Origin of the sequence: Campylobacter ureolyticus (genome assembly GCF_013372225.1) — a bacterium.
GTDB classification, from domain to species: Bacteria; Campylobacterota; Campylobacteria; order Campylobacterales; family Campylobacteraceae; genus Campylobacter_B; species Campylobacter_B ureolyticus.
Genome location: NZ_CP053832.1, coordinates 825,074 through 850,921, shown reverse-complemented (window position 1 = coordinate 850,921; position 25,848 = coordinate 825,074). Strand labels below are relative to the sequence as shown.

The following is a 25,848-nucleotide window of genomic DNA, read 5'->3' as shown; positions in this document are numbered from 1 at the left end:
AGTAAGACTTGATAGTTCTTGGTAACAAATATAAATTTAATGAAATCGAACTTAAAAAACTTAGAAAAAAGTTTAAAAATATAGAGTTTTTAGAGTATGATGGAAGTAGAAAAAGCTCAGTGCTAATTAGAAAAAAAATAAAAGAGCTTTTAAAAAAAGATTATTATAAATATCTTGTTTTAAATACTGATTTTACACTTGATTCAAAAATAATAAGGTTTTTAACACTTTTGCAATTTAAATATCATAAAAGATCTTTAAAAATTGTTTCTATTCAAAAATTTCTTGAAAAAAATCTTTGTAAAATCTACATACCAGATGATTCAAAAAATCTTAACTTTTTAAGCGAAATAAGATCATATAATAAATTTGAATTTCTAATAAAAAGAGTTATTGATATAGTTGGTGCTTTAATACTATGGGTTATAAATTTAGCCATAAAACCATATATTAGAAAAAAAATAAAAGAGCAAAGTCCAGGAAAGATTTATTTTATCCAAAAAAGAGTTGGGATAAATATGCATGAGTTTGGCTGTATAAAATACCGCTCAATGAGAGTTGATGCAGAAAAAGATGGAGTAAAATTCGCAAGCAAAGATGATGATAGAGTTTTTGCTTTTGGGAAATTTATGCGAAAAACAAGAATCGATGAACTACCACAATGTATAAATGTCTTAAAGGGAGATATGCACTTAATAGGTCCAAGACCTGAGAGAAAATATTGGGTGGATAAATTTGAAAAAGAGATACCATATTACAATGAACGCCATTTAGTTCGTCCAGGAATTACTGGCTGGGCACAAGTATGCTATCCATATGGTGATGGTGTTTATGATGCAAAACAAAAATTAATGTATGATCTATACTACATAAAACATTGGTCAATTTGGCTTGAGATAAAAGTAGTTTTTAAAACTATTTGGATAGTTTTAGAAAAAAAAGGGATATAAAAAATCAAACTTATTCTTTAAAGATAAAGCTTATAAGTGTTTTATTTACATCTTTTACATTATACTTTTGCTCAGCTATTTTCCTGCTCTCTTTGCCCATTTTATCTATTAAATTTGGATTTTTTATAAATAGTTCCATTTTACTTACTAGACTCTTAATATCGCAAATGGGAACTAAATAACCATTTATGCCATCAACAACTGTTTCTTTGCAGCCAACACTATTGGTTGTTATTATGGCTCTACCGATAGCCATAGCCTCTTGAGTGCTTCTTGGAACTCCCTCTCTATAGGACGGAAGAACAAAAACTGAACTATTTTTTATCCACTCATTTGGGTTATTGACAAAACCTGGATATGTGATGATGCCACTTTTTATATAATCGTCCAAAACTTTTTTACTCAAGCTGAAAGGGTTTTTTTCATCAAAAGAGCCCAAAATAATAAACTCCACATTTTCTTTATATTTTTCTTTTATAGTTTTTGCAGCTTCAAGGTATTCAAAGATACCTTTTTGTGCCAAAAGTCTAGCTATAAAAATAAATTTTATTGGTTTTATCTTTGGAGTGCTATAGCTAAATTTATCCAAATCAACACCTATGCCACCCAAAATATCTATATTTTTAACTTTGATTTTATACTTATCAACCAAATCTTTTTTATCATCATTTTGTAAAAAAATAAGATTGTCTAGCAATGGAAGTGAAATTTTATAAAGTAAAATTTGAATAAATTTAATAATTTTACTCTTTAAACTGCTTCCTTTTGGATTGATAGTAAAGGCGTTACCAAGTCCCTCTATCATGCCAACAACTCTTTTTGTTTTTGCAAATTTAGCCGCAATAGATGAAAATATCACAGGCTTAACAAAAAATGAAAAGACAATATCAGGATTGTGTTTTTTAATAATTTTATAGAGATTGATAGTTGCAATAATATCTTTAAGAGGATTTAGTCCTTTTGAGTTTAGGCTATAGTCAAGCGGAATTGCACCAAAACTATCAATAATATCTTTGTCCTTTTGGGTATAGTCACTCACTAAACAAAAAACCTCATGATCTTTTGAAAGCTCTGTAATGAGCTCTTTTCTAAAATTTATCATCATTGACGCAACATTGCCAATTAAAAAAATTTTCATAACATTTCCTGCAAATTTAACCTTATTATACAAAAATAAAAAATACTCGAAATAAAAAGAAATAGAACTATTAAAAAGCTCAGAAAATTTAATTTAAAATTTATTTTCCTAATAGTTAACAAAATTAAAAGTGGGTATAAAAACCAAGCAATAACTGCATATCTATTTGAATAGTTTGAAAAACCAAAAATAAAATATGGAAAACATAAAACCATATATAGTTTAAATACATTAATTGTAAAATTATCAAATAAATTTTTTTTCAAAAAATAAAAAGGCAGAAAAAAAATAATTGGAAAAACCGTATATAAAAATAAATCCCAATTAAACCCATAGTATTGAATTTGATAACTAGAATAATCCTTGATTTTAAAATACACACTCTCAAGATTTAGTAGTGAAGTTATTTTCATAAAAATGATTTCATTAAAACCTAAAATATAAAATATAGATATTACGATCCATAAAAAAACAAGCTTTTTAAAAGAAAATAAATATAAAAATAAAAAAGGTAGTATCAAAATAGTACTATAGTGAAACAAAATTGCAATGATAAAAAATAATATAAATTTTAAGTATTTTTTTTCGGTTAAAAAATACAGACAAGCAAAATGCAATATGCTGAGAGAAATTCCTTGTCTAACTCCATTTACAATAGCATTTATGTACCAGCTTGAATAAAATATTAAAGCAAAAAATAGCAAAGTATAAGATATGTTATTTTTATCAAAAAGTATTTTTTTTGAATTTATATAATATATTGTTGTTATGAAAAAACATATAAAACCAAAAAAGAATCCAACACTAAAGTTAAAAAAATTAAAAAAGTTTATTAAAAATTCAAAACCGACTTCTCTACCATAAGTGTTATTGGAAATATACATATTAATATATGCTGGCATATCTGGCCCTAATTTAGTTATACCTATATCCCATATGGTGCTAATGATATAGGATACAAGTAGTATAACTAATAATGAGAACAAATCAAGCTTTTTAATCCTCAATTTTTAAAATCTCCGTGTAGGCATTCGTTGCATAACTTCTCCAATAGTTTGCGTAAAATTTATCCCAAATAATTTTTGCATTTTTTCCAATAATTTTGCATTCTTTTAACGATAAATTTTCCAAAAATACAGTCAGATCTTTAACATTTTCACCAACAACAAAACCTGTATTAAATTCCAAAACCCTATCTCCTGGTGGCGTTCCAATAGTTGTCAAAAGCGCTCTTCCCAAAAATAAATGTTCATAGTATTTATTTGGCGAAGCATATAGATGATTTTTTATTGTTTTATAATACATCCCAACTATTAGATTAGAATTCGACATTATATCCAAAGCTTTGTCATAACCAACAGGACCAAAGTATATTATATTTTTAAATTTCAAAGAGGCGCTCTCTATAACTTTTCTTAATTCTCCATCACCGGCAATATGCAAGACTATTTTTTCTGGGTATTTTTTTACTGCATTTATTAAATTTTCCAAACCTCTATTGTTTCTCTCCAAAATTCCAACATAACTAACAACAATAGGCATGCCATCTTTCATCTCTTTATAGACAATATTATCACTGTATGGAACATTTTCAATTATTAAAGGTGAGATGTTTTTCAATCCTAACTGTTTTACTCTGCAAATATCAGGTAGTATTAATTTATCAGCCATCAAACAAGAAAAATATTCTAATTTATCTATAAAAAAAGATATAAATTTTGGCATTTTTCTTGCATCTGTGTATTTGTCATATATATCAAATATCAGATTTTTTCTAAAAAACAATTTGAAAAACAGAGCTGGCAAAACAGTATCAAAATCAACTGAATGTATATTTTTATACTCTTTTTTATATTTAAATAAAACTCTAAAGATAAAAATATTCCACAAGATTAATTGGAAAATATTTTTTACTCCCCCACCTATTGGAGCAGGCTTATTATAAATTATCTCACTGTCTTTAAATTTGGAAATGTTGTTTTCCCTATCCCAACCAACAACCAAATAGCTGTTATTTGACTTTTTTAATATGTTGATATATCGTTGCAATCTTGAATCTGTATCTGGCAATTGACTTCTAAGAAAAACAGTTTTATACATTATCCTGGGCCATCTCTTTCAAAAAACCAACTATCTTTTCACAAGCCTTGCCATCGCCATAAGGGTTAGAGGCTTTGCTCATTTTCCCATACTCATTTTTATCATCAATCAACAATTGTATAGTTTTTACAATTTCTTTTATGCATGTTCCAACTAGCCTTACAGTTCCTGCTTCTACTGCTTCTGGTCTTTCAGTTGTATTTCTCAAAACCAACACAGGCTTTCCTAAACTTGGCGCCTCCTCTTGCACTCCACCGCTGTCAGTTAGCACCAAATAAGATAGATTCATCAAATATGAAAATTCCAAATAATCCAAAGGTTTTATGAGATAGATATTTGAAATTTTGCTAAGTATTTTAAAGACGGGCTCTTGGATATTGGGATTTAGATGCACAGGATAGATAAATTTAATATTTTGATTGTTTTGTGCCAAAGTTTTGATGGCGTAGCATATGTTTTCTATACCATTGCCAAAATTCTCTCTTCGATGGGCAGTTACTAGGATAAATTTATCTTTTTTAATATCGATTTTATCATCTAAGAAATGCCTTATTTTCTCATAAATCTCTTTTTCTAAGTTTAAGTCACTTTTTATTTTATTAAGCACCCAAAAAAGCGCATCTATAACTGTATTGCCTGTTACTAAAATGCTATTTTTATCAATATTTTCTTTTAGTAAATTTTGCATCGCTTTGTTTGTAGGGGGAAAATGAAATTTAGTAAGCCTGCTAGTTAAAACTCTGTTTGCCTCCTCTGGAAAAGGGTTATAGAGATCATATGTCCTAAGTCCTGCTTCAACATGACAAATCTTAATCCGTTTGTAAAATGCAGCCAAACTAGAGGCAAATGTAGTTGTAGTATCACCATGAACAAAGACAAAGTCTGGTTTAAAATCATCAAAAACTTTTTTTATTTGTAGCAAAATATTGGAGGTTATATCGTATAAGTCTTGATTTTGCTTCATTATATTTAGGTCATAATCTGGCTTTAAATCAAAAATTTCCAATACTTGATCTAACATCTCTCTATGTTGAGCTGTGACACAAATTTTTGTATCAAATTTATTATGTTTTTTAAACTCTTTTACCAACGGCGCCATTTTGATGGCTTCTGGACGGGTACCAAAAATAATTAAGATTTTAGTCATAAATCAACCCTTTAAATTTAATATCAAAAACTTTTTAGAAAGCTCTTTTTGCTCTTTAATGATTTCATTAACTTTTTTATAATTTATATTTTTTTGACTAAATCTAATTATATCAAATAAATTAAACATTTCAAATAAAGAATAAAATCTATCAGCCCCTCTTTTTTTTATTTATAAAAGCATAAAAGGGTTTATTAAATAAAATCGAAAAAACACATCCATGAAAAGAATCTGTTATTATGGTATCTGCTTCATAGATATTTTTTAACACTCGCCTACTGATAGGGTATTTTTACAATTTCCATCACTATCTATCTCATAAAATTTTAAATTTTCTTAAGTTCGTGTAGAATACTTACATATTTTTTGGTATCATAAATTAAAAATATTACTAAAATCAAAGAGCAACTACACATATAATATTTCATATTTACCTTCTAAATTTTTAATTTTGAACTGACAAACACAAATATTTTATTAGTCGTATTAAAAATATTTCTTCATAGCTAAAATTGAAAATTACAACTTTTTATATCCTATTATTCTTAACCAAACAGACATAAATTTGTAATAAAATTTTCTTATTATCTTATATGGTGCATTCAGCGAAAATAATTTATGAAATAATGATTTTTTAAATTTAATCCTATCTTCTTCTATATTGCTATCTAATAAATTTTCTGGATGTTTTAAAATATTTGCATAATATATCTTAATACTACTTTTTTTAAAAATCTCATTCCAATAATCTGCTATACCATAATTTTTGTTTTGATATTTAAGTATGTGTTTAGCTGATGTTCTTGTTACTACATAACAACAAGTCCTATAAATAAATTTATATGAAAATTTTGAAACTTCATAAAAATTATCATCTATTTTTTTACCGTATAGATACTGTTTTAAACCTTCTTGTCCACCGCAAATAAAAATAGAATTTTCATCTAAGCTATAGGCTATATTTTGTATTTTTAACAAATCGATATCATTTCCTATAATATCATCTTCTAATATAATTGCAAATTTTTCATTCGATTTTATAAAATTTTCGAGTGCTTTAATATGACTAAGCGTACAGCCAAGTTCGCTTGGTGATATAATAAAGCCTCTAGTTTTATGAAGTAGTTTGTATGACATCATTGCTTTATCGTAATATTCTTTTGCACTAAGTATCCTACCATCTACAGCATCAATTAGTGTAAATTTTTCATATGATTTTGGAAAAATTTGCTTTAATGTATCGCGTCTAACTTTGTCTTTACATAAAGAAATTAAATATATTGGAATCTGTATATTTTGTTTAGGATTAAAATTCATAAATCCTCCTTTATTGGAAATTTATATTTTTTACCAATATAAAAGACGTTGATAAAAACAATATTCATATAAAAAACCTTTGTCTTAATTTTAAAATTATTATATTAATTTCATTTTTGTAAAAAAATAAAAACAACAAACAAACAACAATAAAAGATATTATGTTTGTATAGTCGTCGCATTTTATCATAATGAAGCTTTGAATTAGCAAAATAAACAGATAAAGCATGATATTTAGCACTTTTATGTTCAGTTTAAAAGTTTTGTTTATCACAAGCACCATTATAAAACATACCAATGAGTAACATACAACATAAGAAAAAGCCACTGCAAAAACTCTAAATTTATAGATAAACAGATATAGTAAAATTATGTTTAAAATAGCACCGCAAGCTGTTGCGATAAAAAGATATCTGTTTTTATTTATGGTGTTTATGATACTCATCAAAAACTCACTAAATCCAAAAACTATAGCTCCTAAAAGAGTAAGTGGGATATAAATCAAAGCTTCATTAAAAGCACTGTTTATAAAAAATGGAAAAATAATCTTAATTACCGGCAATAAAACAGCTACCGATAAAAGCATAAATTTAAGATATTCATTGCAAGCTCTTGAGTAAAAAATAGAGTTATTCTGTTTTTTAAGATCTTTTGAAAAGCTCACTTCTTGCCAACCGAGTTTAAAACACATAGCAACAAGAGAAATAATCATCGCAAATTTAAGTGCTATTGTATAATACCCATTATCAGCATAACTTAACTTATTTGCTATAACAGATCTGCCATAAACGGCTGCAAACCAGAATGAAAGCGAGTTTAAACAAAGTGGAAGCGAGTAATACAAAAGTCTTTTAAAAAATGTAAAGTCAAACAGAGCAAATTTAATCTTTTTTATAACTTTTACACTGCACTCCATAATAAAAATATCTACTAAATTTCCTATCAATGCACCTAAAAATAAAGCTTCATATCCAAAATTAAATTTATAAAGTAGTATAAATGAAACTACGGCATACAAAATACTATTTACAACACCACTTATAACAAAAATCTGATTTTTAGAGTAAGCTCTACATATATAACCATAAACGATTTGTAAATTTATAAATAATCCAAGCAAGATGAGTATAGATTTAAATTTAATATCATAAATTTGCATAAAAAGATAAAAAAATAAAAAATAAACTAAAGTAGATATAAAAAAGATAAAAAAACCTGAAAAAAGAACTTTTTCTTTATAATTTTCAATTTCTTTCAAATTTGGATCAAGCAAAAATTTCATAATGCCAATATAAATATCCAAAAAGAAAAATGAGATAAAAAACTGCATATAGGCTATATTTAAGTCATACTCTCCAAACTCAGCCGGACTTAAATACTTTGTATAAATTGGAAGCATAAAAAATGCTATAAGTTTGCTTAATATGCTTCCCAGAAAATATATTCCGCTTGATTTTACAAATTTTTTTAAATCACTCAAAATTTAGACTTTTTACTATTATGTTATTTTTTATTTTTTACGCTATTGTAAATCAAAACGCCAAAAATACTTACAAAAAACCCAACAAAGCAAGATATGAATAAAATTAAAGCTTTTTTGGGCTTTACTGGTTTTTCATAAGTTACTATGTTTGATAAAATTTTAGTTTCACTATAGCTTATTGGCAGAATTTTAATCCTCAAATTTTTTATAGAAGCCTCAAGATTTACTATACTTGTTTTATTTTCCGCTATAGAATTATTTAAAGATAGTCTTTTATTTTCTATTCTGGTTTGTAAATCAAGTAAACTCGCTAGTGCAATTTCCAAATTTGCATTGTTTTGGCTTGAAAGCTTTTTATTAAACTCAATAATTTTTTGTAGTGTATCACTACTTTCTTTATCTACCATTTTCAAAGAATTTTGTAAAGACAACTCTTTTTGTTTTAGTATGTTTATCATTTTTATAGCGTCGTCAATTTTATTTTCTATGTTTTTTTTATAAATTCCAAGATCTATTTTATCTTCATTTTTTAAATTGGTCAATATTTCCTTTATTTTAGAAATACCAATTTCATTATTTTTAGCAAAAATGCTCACATTAAATCTGCTTTTATCATCTTTTATTAGCTCTATTTTATTAAATTTAAAATCTAAACTAGGAATTCTTTCTAAACTTTTTATCCATTTTACATTTAAACTTTCTATTCTTGAGATAATATCTACAAAAGATTTTTTTTCATTTGAAGTTGGTAAATCTTTATAATATCCATTTTCAAATATAGCACTTACTTCATACTTCGGCGTTGCAATAACAAAAGCATAGATTGCACCTAATACTACAAATAAAAATGTTACTAAAAATATGATAATTTTATAGCCACAAAGCGTTTTGAAAAGCTCTACTAAATCAATCTCATCATCTTTAATTAAAATTTCTTCTTTATTCAAAATATTTTCCTAAAATTAAATTTAAATAGTTTATAATATCTACTCTTAAAATATATTTAAAACATATTTAAAAATTACAAATTGTCTTTTATTTCATTTACGAATTTGATAAATTTATCCTCTATCTCGTTTTTTAAACTCTCATCTGTGCTTTCAAATCTTGCTACTAAAACTGGCGTTGTATTACTAGCTCTAAGTAACGCCCAAGCATTTTTAAAATGCACTCTAACGCCATCTATTTCTATGACTTCTAAAATTTCAGGCAAGCCAAGTTCGTTTAAATGCTCTTTAAAAACTTCAATTATTTTAAATTTATTTTCTTCATTTACTTCTATTTTTATCTCATCAGTGCTATAAATTTTAGGAAGTTTATTAAGCTCAGCCTCTAAATTTATACCATCTTTAATAAGTTCTAAAACTCTCATCATCGCATAAATAGCATCATCAAATCCAAAATATCTATTTTTAAAGAAAATATGCCCACTAACTTCAGCTCCAAGATCAAAATCACCATCTTTTAATATTTTTTTAATATTACTATGACCGGTTTTACTCATAAAAGTTGTGCCAAATTTATTAATCTCTTCATAAATACTTTGTGAAAACTTAACCTCTCCAACGATTTTAGGATCTTTCAAATTAAGAGCAAAAAGATACGCTAATTCATCACCTTTTATATTTTTATTTTTTGTTAAAACTGCTATTCTGTCACTATCACCGTCAAATCCAAAGCCTATCTCAAAACCATTATTTAATTTTTCTTTTAAATCTTTTAAATTTTCTTCAACGCTTGGATCTGGATGGTGGTTTGGAAAATTTCCATCAGGTTTAGGATATAAAATTTTCATATTTAAACTTAGGTTTTCTTTTAATTTTTCTAAAACAATTCCCGCTGTTCCATTGCCTGCATCACTTACTATTTTTAAATTTAAGTTTTTTAAATGCTCAAAACTTTTTGTTAAATATTCAATATATGGAGTTAAAACATCAAATTTATTGGTTTTAAAATTATCCTCTATTTTAATATCATTATCTATTGCATTTTTAACTTTTGTTTTTAAAATTTGAAGATCTCTTCCAAAATAACTATCCTTAAAAATTGTCACTTTAAATCCATTATAATTTTTAGGATTATGTGAGCCTGTTATCATAATATTTGCATCAAAAAAATCTTTAAAAACACTAAAATATCCAACTGGAGTTGGAAGCATTCCTATATCAAAAATTTTAATTTCAGCTTTATTTAGACCGCTTACTAGCCAATTAAAAAGGCTATCTGCACTAAGTCTTGCATCATATCCTACACTTAGAGTTTTAACCCCCCTATTTTTCATTTCAAGCCCGAGTTCATAACCAATAGCCTTAACCGAAATTTCATTTAACTCAGTTTCAAAAATACCTCTTATATCGTATTCTCTAAAAATATTTTCTATCATAAATTTCCTTTTTTATTTTTGGAATGAAAATTATATATAAAATTAATTAAAACTTGGTAAAGTTTTAATTTCTACTCTTGTAAAAGCGCATCAATAGGATTTAATTTACTAGCATTTTTTGCAGGCAAATATCCAAAAATAGTTCCTACTAAGCATGATGACATTAAAGCAATAATTGCTGGCATTGTGCTAAATTTCATATAAAAATTTCCGCTTATTGAGTTAAATAAATAACCAAAAGAGTAAGCTGTAAATAACCCTATAATTCCTCCAATAATGCATAAAATTATAGCCTCTATTAAAAACTGTATTAAAATATCGCCTTCTTTTGCTCCAATTGCCATTCTTATGCCAATTTCTTTTGTTCTTTCACTCACGCTTACTAGCATTATATTCATAACGCCAATTCCACCAACTATCAATGAAATCAAAGCAATTGATGAAATTAAAAGCCTCATCGTAGCCATTGTGCTTTCAACTGTTTTTTTGATAGTATCTGAATTTCTTGTAAAAAAATCTTTTTTTCCATGCTTTTGAGTTAAGATAGAAACTATAGCCTCTTCTGCAAGTTGGGCATTTGTATCATCTTTTACTTTGACCGTGATGCTATGAATATGCCTATCGCCTGTAATTTTGTTAATAACAGTTGAAAAAGGTGCGTAAAGTCTTAAGTTATCACTTCCGCCAAATGCATTTTCATCTTCTTTTGCAATGCCTATTATTTTAAGTGGTTTTTGATTAAAAAATATATTTTTTCCAAGCGGATCTTCATCTTTAAAAAATGAATTTTTTGTATTTTGATCTATAATAACAACTGAGTTTAAATTTGCTATATCACTTACTTCAAAGCTTCTTCCGGTTTGAATTTCTATACCATTAACTGCTAGAGAATTTACCCCACCACCTCTTAAATTTGCATTTAAACTTAAATTTTTATAAGTTATCACACCACTTGTTGAAGTATTTGGCGTAGAATAATCTAAATAATTTTGCATTCCTAAAATTCTTGAGTCATCTACACTTAAGCTTTTTACCTTTCCAGCTCTTAAATCACCAAAATTTTTTCCAGGATAGATATTTATCGTATTTGTTCCAATTGCTCTAATTGATGATAAAATTTTTTCTTGTGAACCCTCGCCAAGAGCCACAACACAAATAACAGATGCAATTCCTATAATAATTCCAAGCATTGTTAAAAAAGATCTTAATTTATGAGAAAAAATTGAACTTATAGCCATTTTTAAAGCTTCTAAAAATTTATATCCAAAAGATGATTTATTTTTATTTTTATCTAAATTTTGTATAGTAAAATTTTCATTTTTCTTAATTTCGTCATTTATAATTTTTCCATCTTTTATCTCAATTATCCTATTTGCGTAATTTGCAACATTTTTATCATGTGTTACTAAAATTATTGTATGTCCATTTTTATGCAAATTTGACAAAATTTCCATAACCATGATGCCACTTTTACTATCCAAGGCTCCAGTTGGCTCATCAGCTAAAATAACTTCTCCACCATTTATTAAAGCTCTTGCTATACTAACTCTTTGTTGTTGCCCTCCACTTAATTGGTTTGGTTTGCTATAGGCTTTTTCTTTTATATCAAGCTTATCAAGCAAGTTTAAGCCTTTTGTTTTTCTATCATCTAAACCTTCATAAATACCTGGCAAACAAACATTTTCAAGTGCTGTTAAATTTGAAATTAAATTATATCTTTGAAACACAAAACCAAATTTTTTTCTTCTAAGACTTGCTTTTTCATCGCTTGAAAACTTGCTTATGTCTTTATTATCAACATAGTATTTTCCACTGCTTTGCGTATCTAAGCAGCCAATTATATTCATTAAAGTTGATTTTCCACTTCCACTTTGTCCAATTATAGCTACAAATTCACCCTTTTTAATCTCTAAATTTATATCATTTAGAACTTGGACTTTACCAAGATTAAAATTTTTATTAATATTTTCAAGTTTTAGCAAAACTATATCCTAGTATTTTTTCCGCCAGGGTGTGAAACTTTATGGTTTTTTCCAGTTTGATGAGCTTGGCTATTTAAAATAATATTATCGTTTTGACTAATACCACTTTTAATTTCACTATAAAACCCATCGCTAATTCCAACTTTTACCTCTTTTTTAATTGGCTTTTCATCTTTTAAGATTTTTACAAAAAACTTATCGCCCTCTTTTATAATTGCATTTTTTTGTAAGTAAATTGCATCTTTTACCTCTTCTATAACTATTTCATTTTCAGTAGTCATGCCTATTTTTAAAAAATTATTGCTATTATCAACTAAAATTTTTGCATAGTAATAAACAGCTTCATTTTTTTGTGAGTTTTGTGTATTTTTTACACCATCACTTAAAGTTGTCATTGCAGGATCGATGCTTGAAATAATTCCATCAAATTTTTTATTTGGATCAGCTAAAATCGAATATCTTACTTTCATTCCAGTTTTTACTCTAGGCAGATCACCCTCAGCTATTTGCATATTTATCTCAAGCTTTGAAAGATCGGCTATTTGAACTATTAAAGGGGTTGTTTGATTTGCATTTACAGTTTGTCCCTCTTTTACAATTGTTGAGATCACAACACCATCAAGCGGAGATAGAATTTGTGTATAGCCTAAATTTGTCATAGCTGTATCAAGAGCGATTTGATTTTGTAGAACTCTAGCTTTTATTTGAGAAATTTGAGCTATTTTTAAAGCAACCAAATCATACGCATCATCCAAAGCTTCTTTTGAAGTTGCATTTTTTTTATAAAGAGTTTTTTGTCTTTTGTATTTTGAGTTTAGGATTTTTAATGAAATTTCACTTGCGTTTAGATCGGCTAGCAAAATTTCATTTTCTGCTTTTAGCTTTCCAACTTCGTTGCTTTGCTTAACAGAATCAATCTTGGCAATAATTTCACCTTTTTTTACCATATCACCTGTTTTTACAAAAAGTTTTTGAATTTGCCCACTAACTTGAGCTCCAACATCTATTAAATTTTGTGCGCCAACTTCACCAGTTGCAACTACAACATTTGCAAAATCCCCTTTTGTTGGCTTAATAGTAAAATAATCAACCTCTTCTTTTTTATTAAAAAACTTAAAACAGGCTAAAACAATAAGCAAAATTACTATAAAAAATATCCACTTTTTTTTCATAACTCTCTTTTCATATTTTATTTTATCATTATTATAAAAAGATGATACTACTAAAATGTAAATAATATATAAAATTAACTGTTTTTTAGACCATAATATTTCATTATTTTTTTATGAATAAGTAGCGAAAGATAGATTATACCACCACCAATTATAAGTTTTAAAATATCAGCTTTTGCTCCAAAAAATATTAAATTTACCAAAATAGCAGTTGGGATTAAAGCGTTATTCATAATAGCCAAAATTCCACTATCAACTTCGCAAGCTCCTTTGTTCCATAAGAAATATCCAACCGCACTAGCTCCTATGCCAAGCCATAAAATAACTAAAATTTGAGTTAAATTAAGAGTTGTTTTTGAACTATCTCCAAAAATCAAAAATGCTATAAAGCAAGGTATTATGGCTCCTAAAAAGAAAAATCCAAAATTATGCATTTGATCTTTAAGCCCCTTTTTTTCAAGTATAAATTTATAAGCGCTTTGACCAAAACCAAAGCAAATATTTGCTCCTTGAATAAGTAAAAAACCTTTTAAAAATCCCTCATTTATATTTCCAAATTTAATTATAAAAGCTCCAAATACTGCAAGCCCAACGCTTAAAAGATAAAGTTTTCTAAATTTAAAACTAAATAAATCATAAAAAATAGTAACATAAAAAGGAGTAAAAATAGTAAATAATGCAACTTCAACAACGCTTAAATATGAAAAACTTGCATAATAAAACAGATACATCACACCAATTTGAAAAGCCCCTATAAATGCTGTTGTAAAAGCTAATTTAGGATTATTAAACCTCATAAATGGTAAAAAGCAAATTAATGCAACACCAACTCTTAAAAGTGCTAAAAATGTGCTATCAACACCTTTTAAACAAACACCAATCAAACTAAAACTAAAAGCCCACATAATGGTAACAAAGATGAGTTTATTCATATTTTTCCCAAATTTAAAATTTTCACATAATTATAAAAAGTTAAATTAAATAAAAACAAAAGATATAAAAATGTCTTAAAAATCATCTATCATAGACCAAAAAGGAGGGTTAGATGATCTCTTATGAAGTTAGTATAAAGCGTGGTGATTTACTTGATGAAAAAGCTGATATTTTAGTAAATCCATCAAATACTCTAATGCTACTTGGAAGTGGTGTTTCAAGGGCATTTTTTTGTAGATGTGGTGGAGAAAAGCTTGAATATTTGATGCAAGAAAGGCTTAAAAATAGCCTTTTAAAGCCAGGTGAAGTTATAAAAACCATATCAAATAATGAAAATTTCACTCATATTTTTCATGCGGCTGTTTTAAACTATACATTTAAAAATATGCCAAAATATCCAAATTTAGATGTTATTAAAAATATTCTAAAAAATATCGATAATGAAATTTTAAGATATGGCAAATTTGACATTAGGCTTGGAATTCCTCTCATTGGGTGCGGTATTGGCGGGCTTAATAAAAAAGAGGTGATAAATTTGTATAAAAAACACTTTATTAAAAAAAGTAGTGCAAATATAAAGTGTAAAGTTGTGATATATGGATACACAAAAGAGGATTTTAATCTAATAAATGAAATTTTTAAAAAGGATATATAATGCAAAATTTAGCTAAATTTCGTTCTATTTCAGATATGCATGAGTGGGCAAAAGCAAATAATGCTCTAAATTTCAGAACTTATAAAGAAATTTATGAGTTAAAAATAAAAATTTATGATGAGATTGTAAAAAATGATGTAAGTAATTTAGTAAGTCTTGATGGGCTTTTTGATGATGAAAAGTTGATGGAGTTTATAAATCCTAAAATGATCTTGTTTTTATCTATTTCAATACCAATAACACTTGCTCATCTAAGGATAGAATATGCACATAATGAAAACTGGAGAGAGGAGATGAATGATGAAAATCTTAAAAAATCTTTCAATACAAATGATCTATATGATGGTTATTTGATTTCAAAAGAGTCTTATAAATTTACAAATTTAACTCCTAGAGTTCCTAAAAATCCAAAGGATTTTAGAAATGGAAATATTGTAGCAAAACATAGAGCATATCAAAATGGGTTGCACTCTCTTTGCCAAAAAGAGATAGGACTACTTGATGAAATGCTAAAAGAAAGTAGATACTCAGTCTCACAAGTCTGCCAAATGAGTTCTAATATAACTTTACAAATTTTACAAAGAAGGTTGGAGTCCGATTTTTTAAAGTATTTGGAAAGGTGAAATTCAGTCTATCCTAGAAAAACTAGGATAGATTATTTTATGAATTGTAGTTAATTTAGGCTATCTTTTAGCAATTTAATCATTTCTTTTCTATGATGTTCAAATGAAATTTCATAATTCCATTCATGATATTTTTCTAAAGCTAAAAGCATTTTAAGACTTTGGATGCTTTGTTTGCCTTTTATCCAGTTGTCAATTTTAGCCTTTTTTTCATTTACTTCTAAATCTCCCAAAGATGAATTTCTGCCACCAGAAATTAAGGCTAAATTTCCAAAATTATGTATTGTATTTTTATCAAAACCATTTTCGTTACATTTACTTTGTGGCTGTATATGTTCAACCGAACCAGTTCTTATTATATAAAAATTATTATAAATGTCTTGTCTGTTTTTAACACCTTCCCAAAAATTAGATTTGCTTTTATTTTCTATCTCTTCGCCTAATTTTTTCCACAAAAGATAATCAAGCTTGTAGAAAAAATAGTGAGGAGTGCCAGTTCCTTGGTCTAATAAATCTTCTAAGTTTTTATCTTTTATTAAAGCTTGCATTCTTTCTTTGTCTATTTCTTCCAATTTACCAATATGTTCGTTTACATCACCCAAAGTTTTGCACTCTTTTAAATATTTTACTAGCCACTCATTGCTGCTTTGAACTTCAAATAAAAGTTGTATCATAAGATAAGGTTTGTTCAATACCTCTTTTTTATCAATAAGATATAAATCTTCTAAGTCTCTTTTAAAAACATATTTATCAAAAAGCTTTCTATATTGCTCAAGTTTGGTAATAAAATTCTCATTTAAATTTGTATCAAAAATATGTTGTTTGAAATTTTTTATAAGATTTTTAGGGTCAAGTGGCATTTCTTTATTTAAAATTTTAGCTACAATTGCCAAAAACTCCTCAAAATCAACTATGCTTTTTACTTCTAAAACCTCATTATTATCTGGACTATTTTTTTGATTTTCTTTTTCATCTGAATCAGCAGAGGCTAAAATATTATTTATTGAGTCTTGCTTAATTGAGTCAATATTATTTAAATTTTCATCATAATAATGCTCCATATCTTCGCATTTTTCCCAAATTTTTGCTAAAATCTCTTGCTCGTTAGCTTTACTTAAAAACAGAGCTTTTAAAATATCACTTTTTCTAAGTTGCATTTTATTTAAATTTATAGCTTCAAAATAGTGCTTTTCATCCATATTTTCATCTAATGTAGTCATTGTAAAATAAACTTTTTTAAGCATTTTTTGTATTTTATCACTATCTTGTCTATATATAAATTTGCAAATTTCGTTTAAACTTTGCATTTTAAAATTTGGATTTTTAAAATCAATATTTTGTAAATTTTCATTATCCTCATCATCTACCAAATATCCAATTTTATAAAACTCCAAGTCAGAGTCAGTAAATTTAGCTAGCAAATACAGAGTCATAAGGCGTTGCTGTCCGTCAATTAGCATAAGTGTGCCATCTTTTTGTTTTTTAACAACGATATTTCCTATATAGTAAGAACTTTCATCGTCTAAATTTAAAACATCATTTTCATCTAAAGAGTCTCCCAAAGCATCATTTATCAAATTTTCAACATCTTCCTCATCCCAAGAATACTCTCTTTGAAAAAATGGTATTTTAAAGTTAAAATTTTTTTCTGCTAAATTGTCTAAATTATATTTTTTTATTAATTCACTCATTTTTTATCCTTTATTTAATTTTTATGTTATTAAAAGAAATTCTTTCAATATTTTTTATTGCAAAATCTTTATCTTTTAAAAAGGTTTTATTTTTTAGTAAATTATCTATATTTTCTTTATATGGGTTTATCTCATAAGATTTGAAAAAATCAAATTTCAAGTCATACTCTAATCTTTCTATTAGATAGAAACTATAATCACTACTTAAGATTTTATTGAAAACATCTTTTATTATATCCTTTAACCATTTAGAATCGGAATAAATTCTGTCATGCGAAGCAAGCACTACAAACAATCTAACAAAAACATTTTCATAGAATTTTTCAAAATTTTCATCAAAGCTAAATTTATCCACATAAACTAGTAAAAGCATCATCATTGCTTGATTTAAAAGCCATTTAGTGGAAAAATCAGCTTTTTGCTTTAAGATTTCATAAATACGAGCATATTTAAAAGTATAGTCAAAAAACATCATTCCGCCAACTATGTTTGAGCTAAATTTAAAATCCCGTAAATTTAAATTTTCACCTTTTATCTGGGTTTTAAATTCATTCAAAACCGAGTTGTCATAATTTATCCAAACACCAAAATAAAAATTCCTATCATCGAACATTAATCTTAAAATATAAAGATCATTTATAACACATTTTAATAATTCTCTCATATTCCAATGATATGAATCTACACTCATATTTTCATACTTTTTCCACTCCTTTGCAATCTGCTTTTGTATGGAAATATCCACATCGCCCAAATGCATAAAATGGTGATTTTTTAGCAAATCAACATCATCGAGCTTTTTACCGCGAGAATTTTGTGTATCAAAAAACTTAAAAGCCTCATCTAGGTCTTTAGTTTTTATATAGGTTACCACTAGGTTATTTAAGATAAATTCTATGAGATCATCTGCTCTTTCAAAATTTGAAAAATAGCTTTTTATAAAATTATAGTTTCTTTTTAAAGCCTCTTTTGAGTTTATGTTTATCTTATTTTCTAGAAAATTTATCTCTTCGCCCAAACTTTTTAGTATCAAAGCTACTGTAGTAAGGCGTTGTTGCCCATCAACAATATTTAATTCATCATTTTCCTCATGTAAAATTATATTTCCTAAAAGATATTTATTATTACTTTTTGTAAAGCTATTTTTTATATCTTCACAAAGATATCTTACATTCTCAAGTTTCCATTTATATGGTCTTTGATAAAATGGAATTTTTATATTTTTGCTATAAATATCTTTCATATTTATTTCGCCTATGTTATTTAAGATACTCTCCATCCCACTCTCCTTAAATTTAAAATTTATCTGTTATTATACATTTTGAAAGTTAGCTTTTAACAAACATCTCTGTTTTAAAAGGTCAAAATACTCATCTGCGCTATTTACATCTAAAAATTTCATACTTCTTTTTACTGATTCAAAATCACCAATTGTTATATTGCTTAGCTCTAAAAATGAGTTTAAAAGCTCCTCTTTTGGCTTAAAGCCTAAATTTTCACATCTATTTTGAAATATATCTTTAGCTTGCATGAAATTTAAAGGCTTTAACTCCACCATAAAATCAAATCTTCTTAAAACCGCGCTGTCTATTAGCTCAAATAAGTTTGAAGTTGATATAAAAATGCCATCAAAACTTTGCATTGAGGTTATAAACTCATTTACCATAGTTAGTTCCCAGCTTTTAGTAGCTTTGTTTCTACTAAATAAAAAGCCCTCTATCTCATCGATTAGTAAAATCGCATCTTTTTGCTTGGCTAGCAAAAAGGCATTTTTTATATTTTTTTCACTCTCGCCGATATAAGGCGATAATAGATCGCTTCCAGTCTTTATAATAAGCTCTTTTTTAAGCCTGTCAGCCAGATAAAAAGCATAGGCACTTTTGCCACTTCCACTTGGTCCATAAAGACAAATTCTTACATCATTTTTTACTTTATTAGCTAAGTTTTCAAGATCATAATCAGAGTTTAAAAGTGTAATATCATACTCTTTTGGAGTGTATTTTATCTCTTTTCTAAACTCCATTTTACCATATCCAAAAGCATTGAGAGTATTGTTTGCAAGAAGCTTAAACTCATTTGAAGCATCTTTTAAATTTAGAGTTTCTATGACTTTGCTAACCTTAGCAATAGTAGCTGGTTGTAGATCGGGTGAGCCGCTAAAAAGCTCTTTTGTTTTATCATCTACTAAGTTTTTGGAGTATTTATTGATGATTTTGAGTTTTTGATTTTGAGGGATATCTTTAAACTCCATTATGAAGTCAAATCTTCTCAAAATCGCCTCATCAATACATCCAACATCATTTGTAATGTAAATAACAACTCTTTTATTGTTTTCAAGAGCGTAATTTACAAAAGCTTTATTGTCTTGTTTATCGCGGGAGTTAAGACTGAAAATATCCTCAGCCTCATCGTAGATAAAAATTGTCTCTTTGCTAACGAAATTTGATATAAAATCTATACTTGCTATCCTTGCCATAGAATGAACAATGTTATAATCATCAAAATATGATTTTATACCAAGCCCCAAAACATTGCATCTATTTGCTATTAGTGAGCAAATTTCACTTTTCCCAACACCTGACTTTCCATAAAACAAAATATTTACCCCTTTAAGCTCATTTTCAATGGAGTATTTTAAATATGGGATTAAAACAGCTAAATCTTGCTTTATATGGTCAAAATCACTAAATTTAAGATTGCTGGAAGATAACTCATAAGTGTAGTATTTGATAAACTTATATATGCCATTTTCAACAAGCAGATATTTTAAAAAATCATCCTTTGTATCGATTATATTTGCACGGTATCCAGAACCACCATAAAGTTTTACCATATATCTAAAAGAATTTTTTAACTCAAATGCCTCTTTTATATTTTCTATTGGCTCGTTTAATATCCTAGAAAAAAAGGTATAAATTTCTAACTCGCTTTTATAAGATGATGTTATTTGATCTAATATATAAGAGTTATAATTTAACACAACAGCACCCATTCTAATGATATTTACCTGCGTGTTTGTAAGACTTAAGGTATTTTGCAAGAAATTTAGATTTTTTTCCAAAATATCATCTTCATCTATCTTAAACTCTTTTTCATAAATTTCAAGCTTTTCTTTTAGTTTGTTTAAAATCAGAGGAATTTGATCTTTTTCAAGCTTTATATTTTTATCCAGATACTCATATAAAACAGCCACTCTACCATCCATGAGTTTTAAAATAGTATCCAAATGAACAGCTACTCTAAGTTCCATTAATCTTATGATCTTTTCATAATAACTCATAAAGCCCTCCTTGATAAATTTATGATAAAATTATAGAGCTTTTCAAAGACATTTTTTTGTCATCATCTAAAAAAGGATAAAAATGGCAACTCAAGCAACTTTAGAAAAAGTGGCAAAAATTTATGAGCTACTTACAAAATCCCCAGTTAGCGAGGATCATCTATGCAAAATATTTAATAAAGATAAAAGAACTATCGCAAGATATATAAAAATTTTAAAAGATGATGGGATAGATATAAGGCTAAACAGTAAAATTTACAGCATAACAGATCTAAAAAAAGATGAAAATGATGTTGTTTTTAGCCTTGTAAAAAACTTCACCCAAAATCAAGGATATGAAATTTATCAAAAATCAAAAGGTCTATTTAAAGAGATCAATAGAGAGTATAAAAATGCTTTTTTCATACAGCTAAAAAACGAAAATTTAGATAGTAACGACCTGGAGTTTTTTAAAAGCTTGGCTTCTAGCATTGAGAACAAAGAGATCATAAACTTTACTTACGATGACTATAAATTTAGAGTCAAACCGCTTAAGATTGCAAATTTTGATGGTTTTTGGTATCTGCTTTGTTTGGATACAAATAAAGATGATAAATTTAAAAAGTTTCACCTAAAAAGTATAAAAAACTTAACTATTTTAAACGAAAAATTTACAAATACAAAAGATATTGAGGCAAAACTTAAAAATGCCAACTCTATCTGGTTTGATATAGATAATCAAGGCTTTATAGTTGAGCTTTTGGTTGATAACTCTATTTTGAAATTTTTAGAAAGAATCCCACTAAAAACGCAAGCAATCATCCGCAAACAAGATCAGAGCGAAGTGCATTTAAAAGTTTCAAACTACTATGAAATCGTGCCATTTATCTTACAATTTATCCCATTTATTAAAGTCATTGCCCCAAATGACCTAAATGAGTATTTAAAAAAAATGCTAAGTGAGTATTTAAAATCAATTTAAAAATCTAAAAATAAAACTTATTAAATTAATCTTTTATATAAATTAAGGTAAAATAGCCAAAATATATGATTTTAAAAGGTTAATAAATGAGTGAGATTTCAGTTGTGATTTTAGCTGCTGGTTTTGGAACTAGAATGAAATCAAACAAAGCAAAAGTGCTTTTTGAACTATCCGGAAAGCCTATGATTTGCCACATATTGCAAAAAGCTTATGAATTAAGTGATGATGTAAGTGTTATATTAAATTATCAATTTGATGAAGTTAAAAAAGTAGTTTTAAATAGCTTTGCAAATACAAAAATTTACAAACAAGATGTTGAAAATTTCCCTGGAACTGCTGGAGCACTAAAAGATGTTAAGCTAAGCTCAAAAAAAACTATTATTTTATGTGGCGATATGCCTTTAATAAAACTTGATGATATAAAAAAACTTGCTAGTTTTAAAAGTGATGCTGCACTAAGCGTGTTTAGGGCAAAAAATCCAAAAGGCTATGGACGAGTTATAACAAATTCTAATAATGAAATTTTAAAAATAGTTGAAGAAAAAGATGCAAATGAAGATGAAAAAAGCATAAATTTAGTAAATGCAGGATGTTATGCTTTTAAAAGTGAAGTTTTAGCCAAAATTTTACCACTTATAAAAAATAATAACGCTCAAAATGAATACTATCTAACAGACAGCATAGAAATAGCTAAAAGCATAAATTTAACTTGCCAAGCTATTGAGGTTGATGAGAAAAATTTTATGGGAATAAATGATAAATTTGCTTTAAGTATTGCAGAAGAGATAATGCAAGATAATATAAAAGAAAATTTGATGAAAAGTGGCGTTAAGATGAGACTTCCAAAAACTATTTATATAGATTGTGAGGCAAAATTTCAAGGAGAATGTGAGCTTGAAGAAAATGTAAGCATAATAGGAAAATGCGAGATAAAAGACAGCATTATAAAAAGTGGAAGCGTTATAGAAAACTCTAAAATTGATAGCTCTGATATTGGACCACTTGCACATATTCGTCCAAAATGCAATATAAAAAACTCTCATATTGGAAATTTCGTAGAGCTTAAAAATGCAAAAGTAAATGATATAAAAGCTGGGCATTTAAGTTATTTAGGTGATTGTGAAATTGATAGTGGCACAAATATCGGTTGTGGAACTATAACTTGCAATTATGATGGAAAAAATAAATTCAAAACTATAATTGGAAAAAATGTGTTTGTAGGAAGCGATACACAATTAGTTGCACCTGTAAATATCGCTGATGATGTGATAATCGCTGCTGGCTCAACTGTTACAAAAGATGCCAAAAGTGGGGATTTAGTAATAAATCGAGTAAAACAAACTAATAAAAGTGGATTTTACTATAAATTTTTTGGAGATAAAAAATGATATTAAAAGATAAAAAAATACTTCTTGGAGTTTGCGGAAGCATAAGTTTTTATAAGGCTTTTGAAATTTTATCAAGTTTAAAGAAACTTGGCGCTGATGTTTATGTAATGCTAAGCGATGGGGCTTTAAAATTTGTAAATTACGAAGCTTTTGAAGCATTAAGCAATCATAAAGTATTATGCACTAAAACTGAAAATTGGCAAGAAGGAATTAACCACATTGAGTATTCTAAAATGGACCTTATAGTTTTAGCGCCAGCTAGTGTAAATTCTATAAATAAACTAGCTCATGGCTTTTGTGATAATATTTTCATAGAAACACTAATAGCCTCAAAAGCTCCTATTATCATAGCTCCAGCTGCAAATACAAATATGCTTGAAAATGAAATAACAAAAGATTCTATAAAAACATTAAAAGAAAAAGGTGTTAAATTTATTGAACCAGTCACCAAAACTTTAGCTTGTGGAGATGTTGGAAAAGGAGCTCTTGCAGAAATTGAAAGCATTATAAACGCAGTAAAAAAAGAGTTTTTAAAAGATGAATTTTATACTGGAAAAACAGTTATTATTACAGGTGGATCAACAAGTGAAAAAATAGATGATGTAAGAGTAATAACAAATCTATCAAGTGGAAAAACTAGCAAAGCTTTAGCTGATGCTTTTTACTTGCTTGGAGCAAATGTTGTTTTTATAAGTAGCTATGACTATAATGTGCCATACAAATTACTTAAATTTGATAGTTCTTTTGGGCTTCAAAGTGCTCTTCTAACACAGAAAATGAATGCTGGCGATATCGTGCTAATGACAGCTGCTGTGAGTGATTTTATCCCAAATAAAGTAAAAGGTAAAATAAGCAAAGATGATGTCGATGGTGTTTTAACTCTAAATTTTAGAAAAAACGAAGATATTATCTCTAAAATCACAACTCCAGGAGTTAAAAAAATAGGGTTTAAACTTGAGGTAAAACAAAACTCATCAGTTGATTTGGCAAAAAAAGCATTAAAAGATAAAGGACTTGATGCAATTTGTCTAAATATACTAAATGATGTTTTAACTTTTGGTAGCGAAAATACAAAGATAAGATATATAACAAAAGATGAAAACATTGAAACTATTGAAGGCTCAAAACAAAGTGTTGCATTTAAATTAGCCGAACTTATAAAAAGACTTTTTAATGAATAAACTAAATCACCTTGCCATTATAATGGATGGAAATGGTAGATGGGCAAAAAAAAGAGGATTTATTCGAACAAAAGGTCATGATAGTGGTGCAAATGTAGTTGAAAATGTGGCTAAATTTTGCATAGATAAAGATATAAAAAATCTAACTTTGTATGCTTTTAGCACTGAAAACTGGGCTAGACCAAAAAGCGAAGTTGAGTATTTAATTAAACTTTTTAAAGAATTTTTAATAAAAAAAGAGGAAATTTTTATAAAAAATGAGATTAAATTTGAAACAATTGGAAATTTAAGCAAATTTGATGATGAGCTTTTAAATTTAATCGCAAACATAAAAGAAAAAACTGCCATTTTTAATAAATTAACTTTAACCTTAGCTGTAAATTATGGATCAAAAGATGAGATAGTAAGAGCGGTTAAAAAGCTAATATCAAAAGGTAATGAAATAAATGAAGCAACAATTAGCCAAAACCTTGATACAGCAAAAATAGGCGATGTTGATTTGCTAATTCGAACAGGCGGAGAGCAAAGGCTATCAAATTTTTTACTATGGCAAGCAAGCTATGCTGAGCTATTTTTTACCCCTACTTTATGGCCTGATTTTTCATATAATGAACTTGAAAAAATAGTAGAAAAATACACAAAAATTCATAGAAAATTTGGAGGACTTTAATGATAATTTTATCAATTTTTTATTTTATAATTGGCATTTGTGTAGCATCTTTTAGCAATGTATTAATTTATAGACTTCCAAAAAATGAAAGTATAAATTTTCCAGCATCGCACTGCCAAAGTTGTAAAACTCCTTTAAAGTGGTACCACAATATTCCACTTTTTTCTTGGATTTTTTTAGGTGGAAAATGTGCATTTTGCAAAAGTAAAATAAGTCCTCAATATCCATTAATAGAGCTTATGGGTGGAGTTTTTATGATAATTGTTCTATATAAAGAGTTTGAATTTAGTGGCTTTAATTTTTCACAAAATGAATATCTTATGCTTTTTAAAGCCTTAATGATAGGATTATTATTTATAATTTTACTTGCTTCAAGTGTAGTTGATTTCCGTTATACTGCCGTTCCTGATGCTCTTTTAAACTCATCTGTAGTTATTTCCTTACTTTATGCATTTAGTTTTGATGGAGTTAAAAACGCTTTAATTTTTGCAGCGATATTTTACGCAATAAGATTTATTTTAAGCAAACTTAAAAAAATGGAAGCTATGGGGCTAGCTGATATTTATCTGTTTGCTTGTATGGGTGCAGTTTTGGGTCTAAATTTAGGATTTTTTGCTATATTTATAGGTGCAATTTTAACTTTGCCATTTTATGCAGCAGTAAGGCAAAAAGACTATGAAATGCCATTTTTTCCATTTTTATCAATAGGACTTTTTGTGGTTTATTGCTTTGATGCTTACTCTTTAAAGTTTTTAAATTTTGTAATGTATGCATAAATAATAGATAAAACGAGT

23 protein-coding genes are annotated in these 25,848 nt (G+C 27.2%); 8 read left to right on the top strand and 15 right to left on the bottom strand.

The window, feature by feature from the left end:
- The first annotated feature begins 8 nt into the window (after positions 1 to 8).
- The gene (locus CURT_RS04330; RefSeq protein ID WP_018713020.1) at positions 9 to 950 is read left to right on the top strand and encodes a sugar transferase; all 942 of its coding nucleotides are present in this window, start codon (positions 9 to 11) and stop codon (positions 948 to 950) included.
- A 10-nt stretch (positions 951 to 960) separates the two neighbouring features.
- Here CURT_RS04330 and CURT_RS04325 read toward each other — a convergent pair whose 3' ends face one another.
- From CURT_RS04325 to CURT_RS04270, 12 genes are all read right to left on the bottom strand, one after another.
- Positions 961 to 2,088 (bottom strand): glycosyltransferase family 4 protein, encoded by a 1,128-nt coding sequence (locus CURT_RS04325; RefSeq protein WP_018713019.1) that lies wholly within the window; start codon positions 2,086 to 2,088, stop codon positions 961 to 963.
- Positions 2,085 to 3,074, bottom strand: coding sequence for an EpsG family protein (locus CURT_RS09610; protein ID WP_169478821.1), 990 nt, complete (start codon positions 3,072 to 3,074; stop codon positions 2,085 to 2,087). Before CURT_RS09610 ends, CURT_RS04325 begins: the two co-directional genes overlap by 4 nt.
- Before the next feature lie 10 nt (positions 3,075 to 3,084).
- On the bottom strand, positions 3,085 to 4,158 hold the full coding sequence (locus CURT_RS04315; RefSeq protein WP_176324082.1) for a glycosyltransferase: 1,074 nt from the start codon (positions 4,156 to 4,158) through the stop codon (positions 3,085 to 3,087).
- 22 nt (positions 4,159 to 4,180) lie between these two features.
- Positions 4,181 to 5,335 (bottom strand): non-hydrolyzing UDP-N-acetylglucosamine 2-epimerase, encoded by a 1,155-nt coding sequence (wecB, locus tag CURT_RS04310; RefSeq protein ID WP_018713016.1) that lies wholly within the window; start codon positions 5,333 to 5,335, stop codon positions 4,181 to 4,183.
- A gap of 151 nt (positions 5,336 to 5,486) precedes the next feature.
- Positions 5,487 to 5,606: a polysaccharide pyruvyl transferase family protein gene (locus CURT_RS09605; RefSeq protein WP_202751528.1), complete on the bottom strand. Its 120-nt coding sequence runs from the start codon at positions 5,604 to 5,606 to the stop codon at positions 5,487 to 5,489.
- A 248-nt stretch (positions 5,607 to 5,854) separates the two neighbouring features.
- Positions 5,855 to 6,652, bottom strand: coding sequence for a glycosyltransferase family 25 protein (locus tag CURT_RS04300; RefSeq protein WP_018713014.1), 798 nt, complete (start codon positions 6,650 to 6,652; stop codon positions 5,855 to 5,857).
- A gap of 64 nt (positions 6,653 to 6,716) precedes the next feature.
- Positions 6,717 to 8,132, bottom strand: coding sequence for an oligosaccharide flippase family protein (locus tag CURT_RS04295; protein ID WP_018713013.1), 1,416 nt, complete (start codon positions 8,130 to 8,132; stop codon positions 6,717 to 6,719).
- Between the two features lie 23 nt (positions 8,133 to 8,155).
- Positions 8,156 to 9,082, bottom strand: a complete 927-nt coding sequence (locus tag CURT_RS04290) for a Wzz/FepE/Etk N-terminal domain-containing protein (protein ID WP_018713012.1) — start codon at positions 9,080 to 9,082, stop codon at positions 8,156 to 8,158.
- A 74-nt stretch (positions 9,083 to 9,156) separates the two neighbouring features.
- Positions 9,157 to 10,518: a phosphomannomutase/phosphoglucomutase gene (locus tag CURT_RS04285; protein WP_018713011.1), complete on the bottom strand. Its 1,362-nt coding sequence runs from the start codon at positions 10,516 to 10,518 to the stop codon at positions 9,157 to 9,159.
- Between the two features lie 71 nt (positions 10,519 to 10,589).
- A complete protein-coding gene (locus CURT_RS04280) occupies positions 10,590 to 12,500 on the bottom strand; it encodes an ABC transporter permease (RefSeq protein ID WP_018713010.1) in 1,911 nt (636 codons plus the stop codon).
- A gap of 2 nt (positions 12,501 to 12,502) precedes the next feature.
- Entirely contained in the window at positions 12,503 to 13,672 is a 1,170-nt protein-coding gene (locus CURT_RS04275) for an efflux RND transporter periplasmic adaptor subunit (RefSeq protein ID WP_018713009.1), read from the bottom strand.
- 74 nt (positions 13,673 to 13,746) lie between these two features.
- On the bottom strand, positions 13,747 to 14,604 hold the full coding sequence (locus tag CURT_RS04270; RefSeq protein WP_018713008.1) for an EamA family transporter: 858 nt from the start codon (positions 14,602 to 14,604) through the stop codon (positions 13,747 to 13,749).
- Between the two features lie 113 nt (positions 14,605 to 14,717).
- Here CURT_RS04270 and CURT_RS04265 point away from each other — a divergent pair, with 113 nt between their 5' ends.
- Positions 14,718 to 15,260, top strand: a complete 543-nt coding sequence (locus CURT_RS04265; RefSeq protein WP_018713007.1) for a macro domain-containing protein — start codon at positions 14,718 to 14,720, stop codon at positions 15,258 to 15,260.
- A complete protein-coding gene (locus CURT_RS04260; RefSeq protein ID WP_018713006.1) occupies positions 15,260 to 15,883 on the top strand; it encodes a hypothetical protein in 624 nt (207 codons plus the stop codon). Before CURT_RS04265 ends, CURT_RS04260 begins: the two co-directional genes overlap by 1 nt.
- A 50-nt stretch (positions 15,884 to 15,933) precedes the next feature.
- Here the strand turns inward: CURT_RS04260 and CURT_RS04255 are convergent, their stop codons facing one another.
- Genes CURT_RS04255 through CURT_RS04245 form a run of 3 tightly spaced genes read right to left on the bottom strand, consistent with a single transcriptional unit; the run spans position 15,934 to position 20,854 of the window.
- Positions 15,934 to 17,574: a DUF262 domain-containing protein gene (locus CURT_RS04255; RefSeq protein ID WP_018713005.1), complete on the bottom strand. Its 1,641-nt coding sequence runs from the start codon at positions 17,572 to 17,574 to the stop codon at positions 15,934 to 15,936.
- Between the two features lie 10 nt (positions 17,575 to 17,584).
- Positions 17,585 to 18,853 (bottom strand): DUF262 domain-containing protein, encoded by a 1,269-nt coding sequence (locus tag CURT_RS04250; protein WP_018713004.1) that lies wholly within the window; start codon positions 18,851 to 18,853, stop codon positions 17,585 to 17,587.
- A 33-nt stretch (positions 18,854 to 18,886) separates the two neighbouring features.
- Positions 18,887 to 20,854, bottom strand: coding sequence for an AAA family ATPase (locus CURT_RS04245; RefSeq protein ID WP_018713003.1), 1,968 nt, complete (start codon positions 20,852 to 20,854; stop codon positions 18,887 to 18,889).
- Positions 20,855 to 20,936: 82 nt separating this feature from the next.
- Here CURT_RS04245 and CURT_RS04240 point away from each other — a divergent pair, with 82 nt between their 5' ends.
- The 5 genes from CURT_RS04240 (at position 20,937) to CURT_RS04220 (ending at position 25,830) form a co-directional block, all read left to right on the top strand.
- Positions 20,937 to 21,815, top strand: coding sequence for a WYL domain-containing protein (locus CURT_RS04240; protein WP_018713002.1), 879 nt, complete (start codon positions 20,937 to 20,939; stop codon positions 21,813 to 21,815).
- An 86-nt stretch (positions 21,816 to 21,901) separates the two neighbouring features.
- Positions 21,902 to 23,203: a bifunctional UDP-N-acetylglucosamine diphosphorylase/glucosamine-1-phosphate N-acetyltransferase GlmU gene (glmU, locus tag CURT_RS04235; protein ID WP_018713001.1), complete on the top strand. Its 1,302-nt coding sequence runs from the start codon at positions 21,902 to 21,904 to the stop codon at positions 23,201 to 23,203.
- Positions 23,200 to 24,384 (top strand): bifunctional phosphopantothenoylcysteine decarboxylase/phosphopantothenate--cysteine ligase CoaBC, encoded by a 1,185-nt coding sequence (coaBC, locus tag CURT_RS04230; protein ID WP_018713000.1) that lies wholly within the window; start codon positions 23,200 to 23,202, stop codon positions 24,382 to 24,384. The genes glmU and coaBC overlap by 4 nt, the downstream gene beginning before the upstream one ends.
- Positions 24,377 to 25,054: a polyprenyl diphosphate synthase gene (gene uppS, locus CURT_RS04225; protein ID WP_018712999.1), complete on the top strand. Its 678-nt coding sequence runs from the start codon at positions 24,377 to 24,379 to the stop codon at positions 25,052 to 25,054. The genes coaBC and uppS overlap by 8 nt, the downstream gene beginning before the upstream one ends.
- The gene (locus CURT_RS04220; protein WP_018712998.1) at positions 25,054 to 25,830 is read left to right on the top strand and encodes a prepilin peptidase; all 777 of its coding nucleotides are present in this window, start codon (positions 25,054 to 25,056) and stop codon (positions 25,828 to 25,830) included. Before uppS ends, CURT_RS04220 begins: the two co-directional genes overlap by 1 nt.
- Positions 25,831 to 25,848 lie beyond the last annotated feature (18 nt).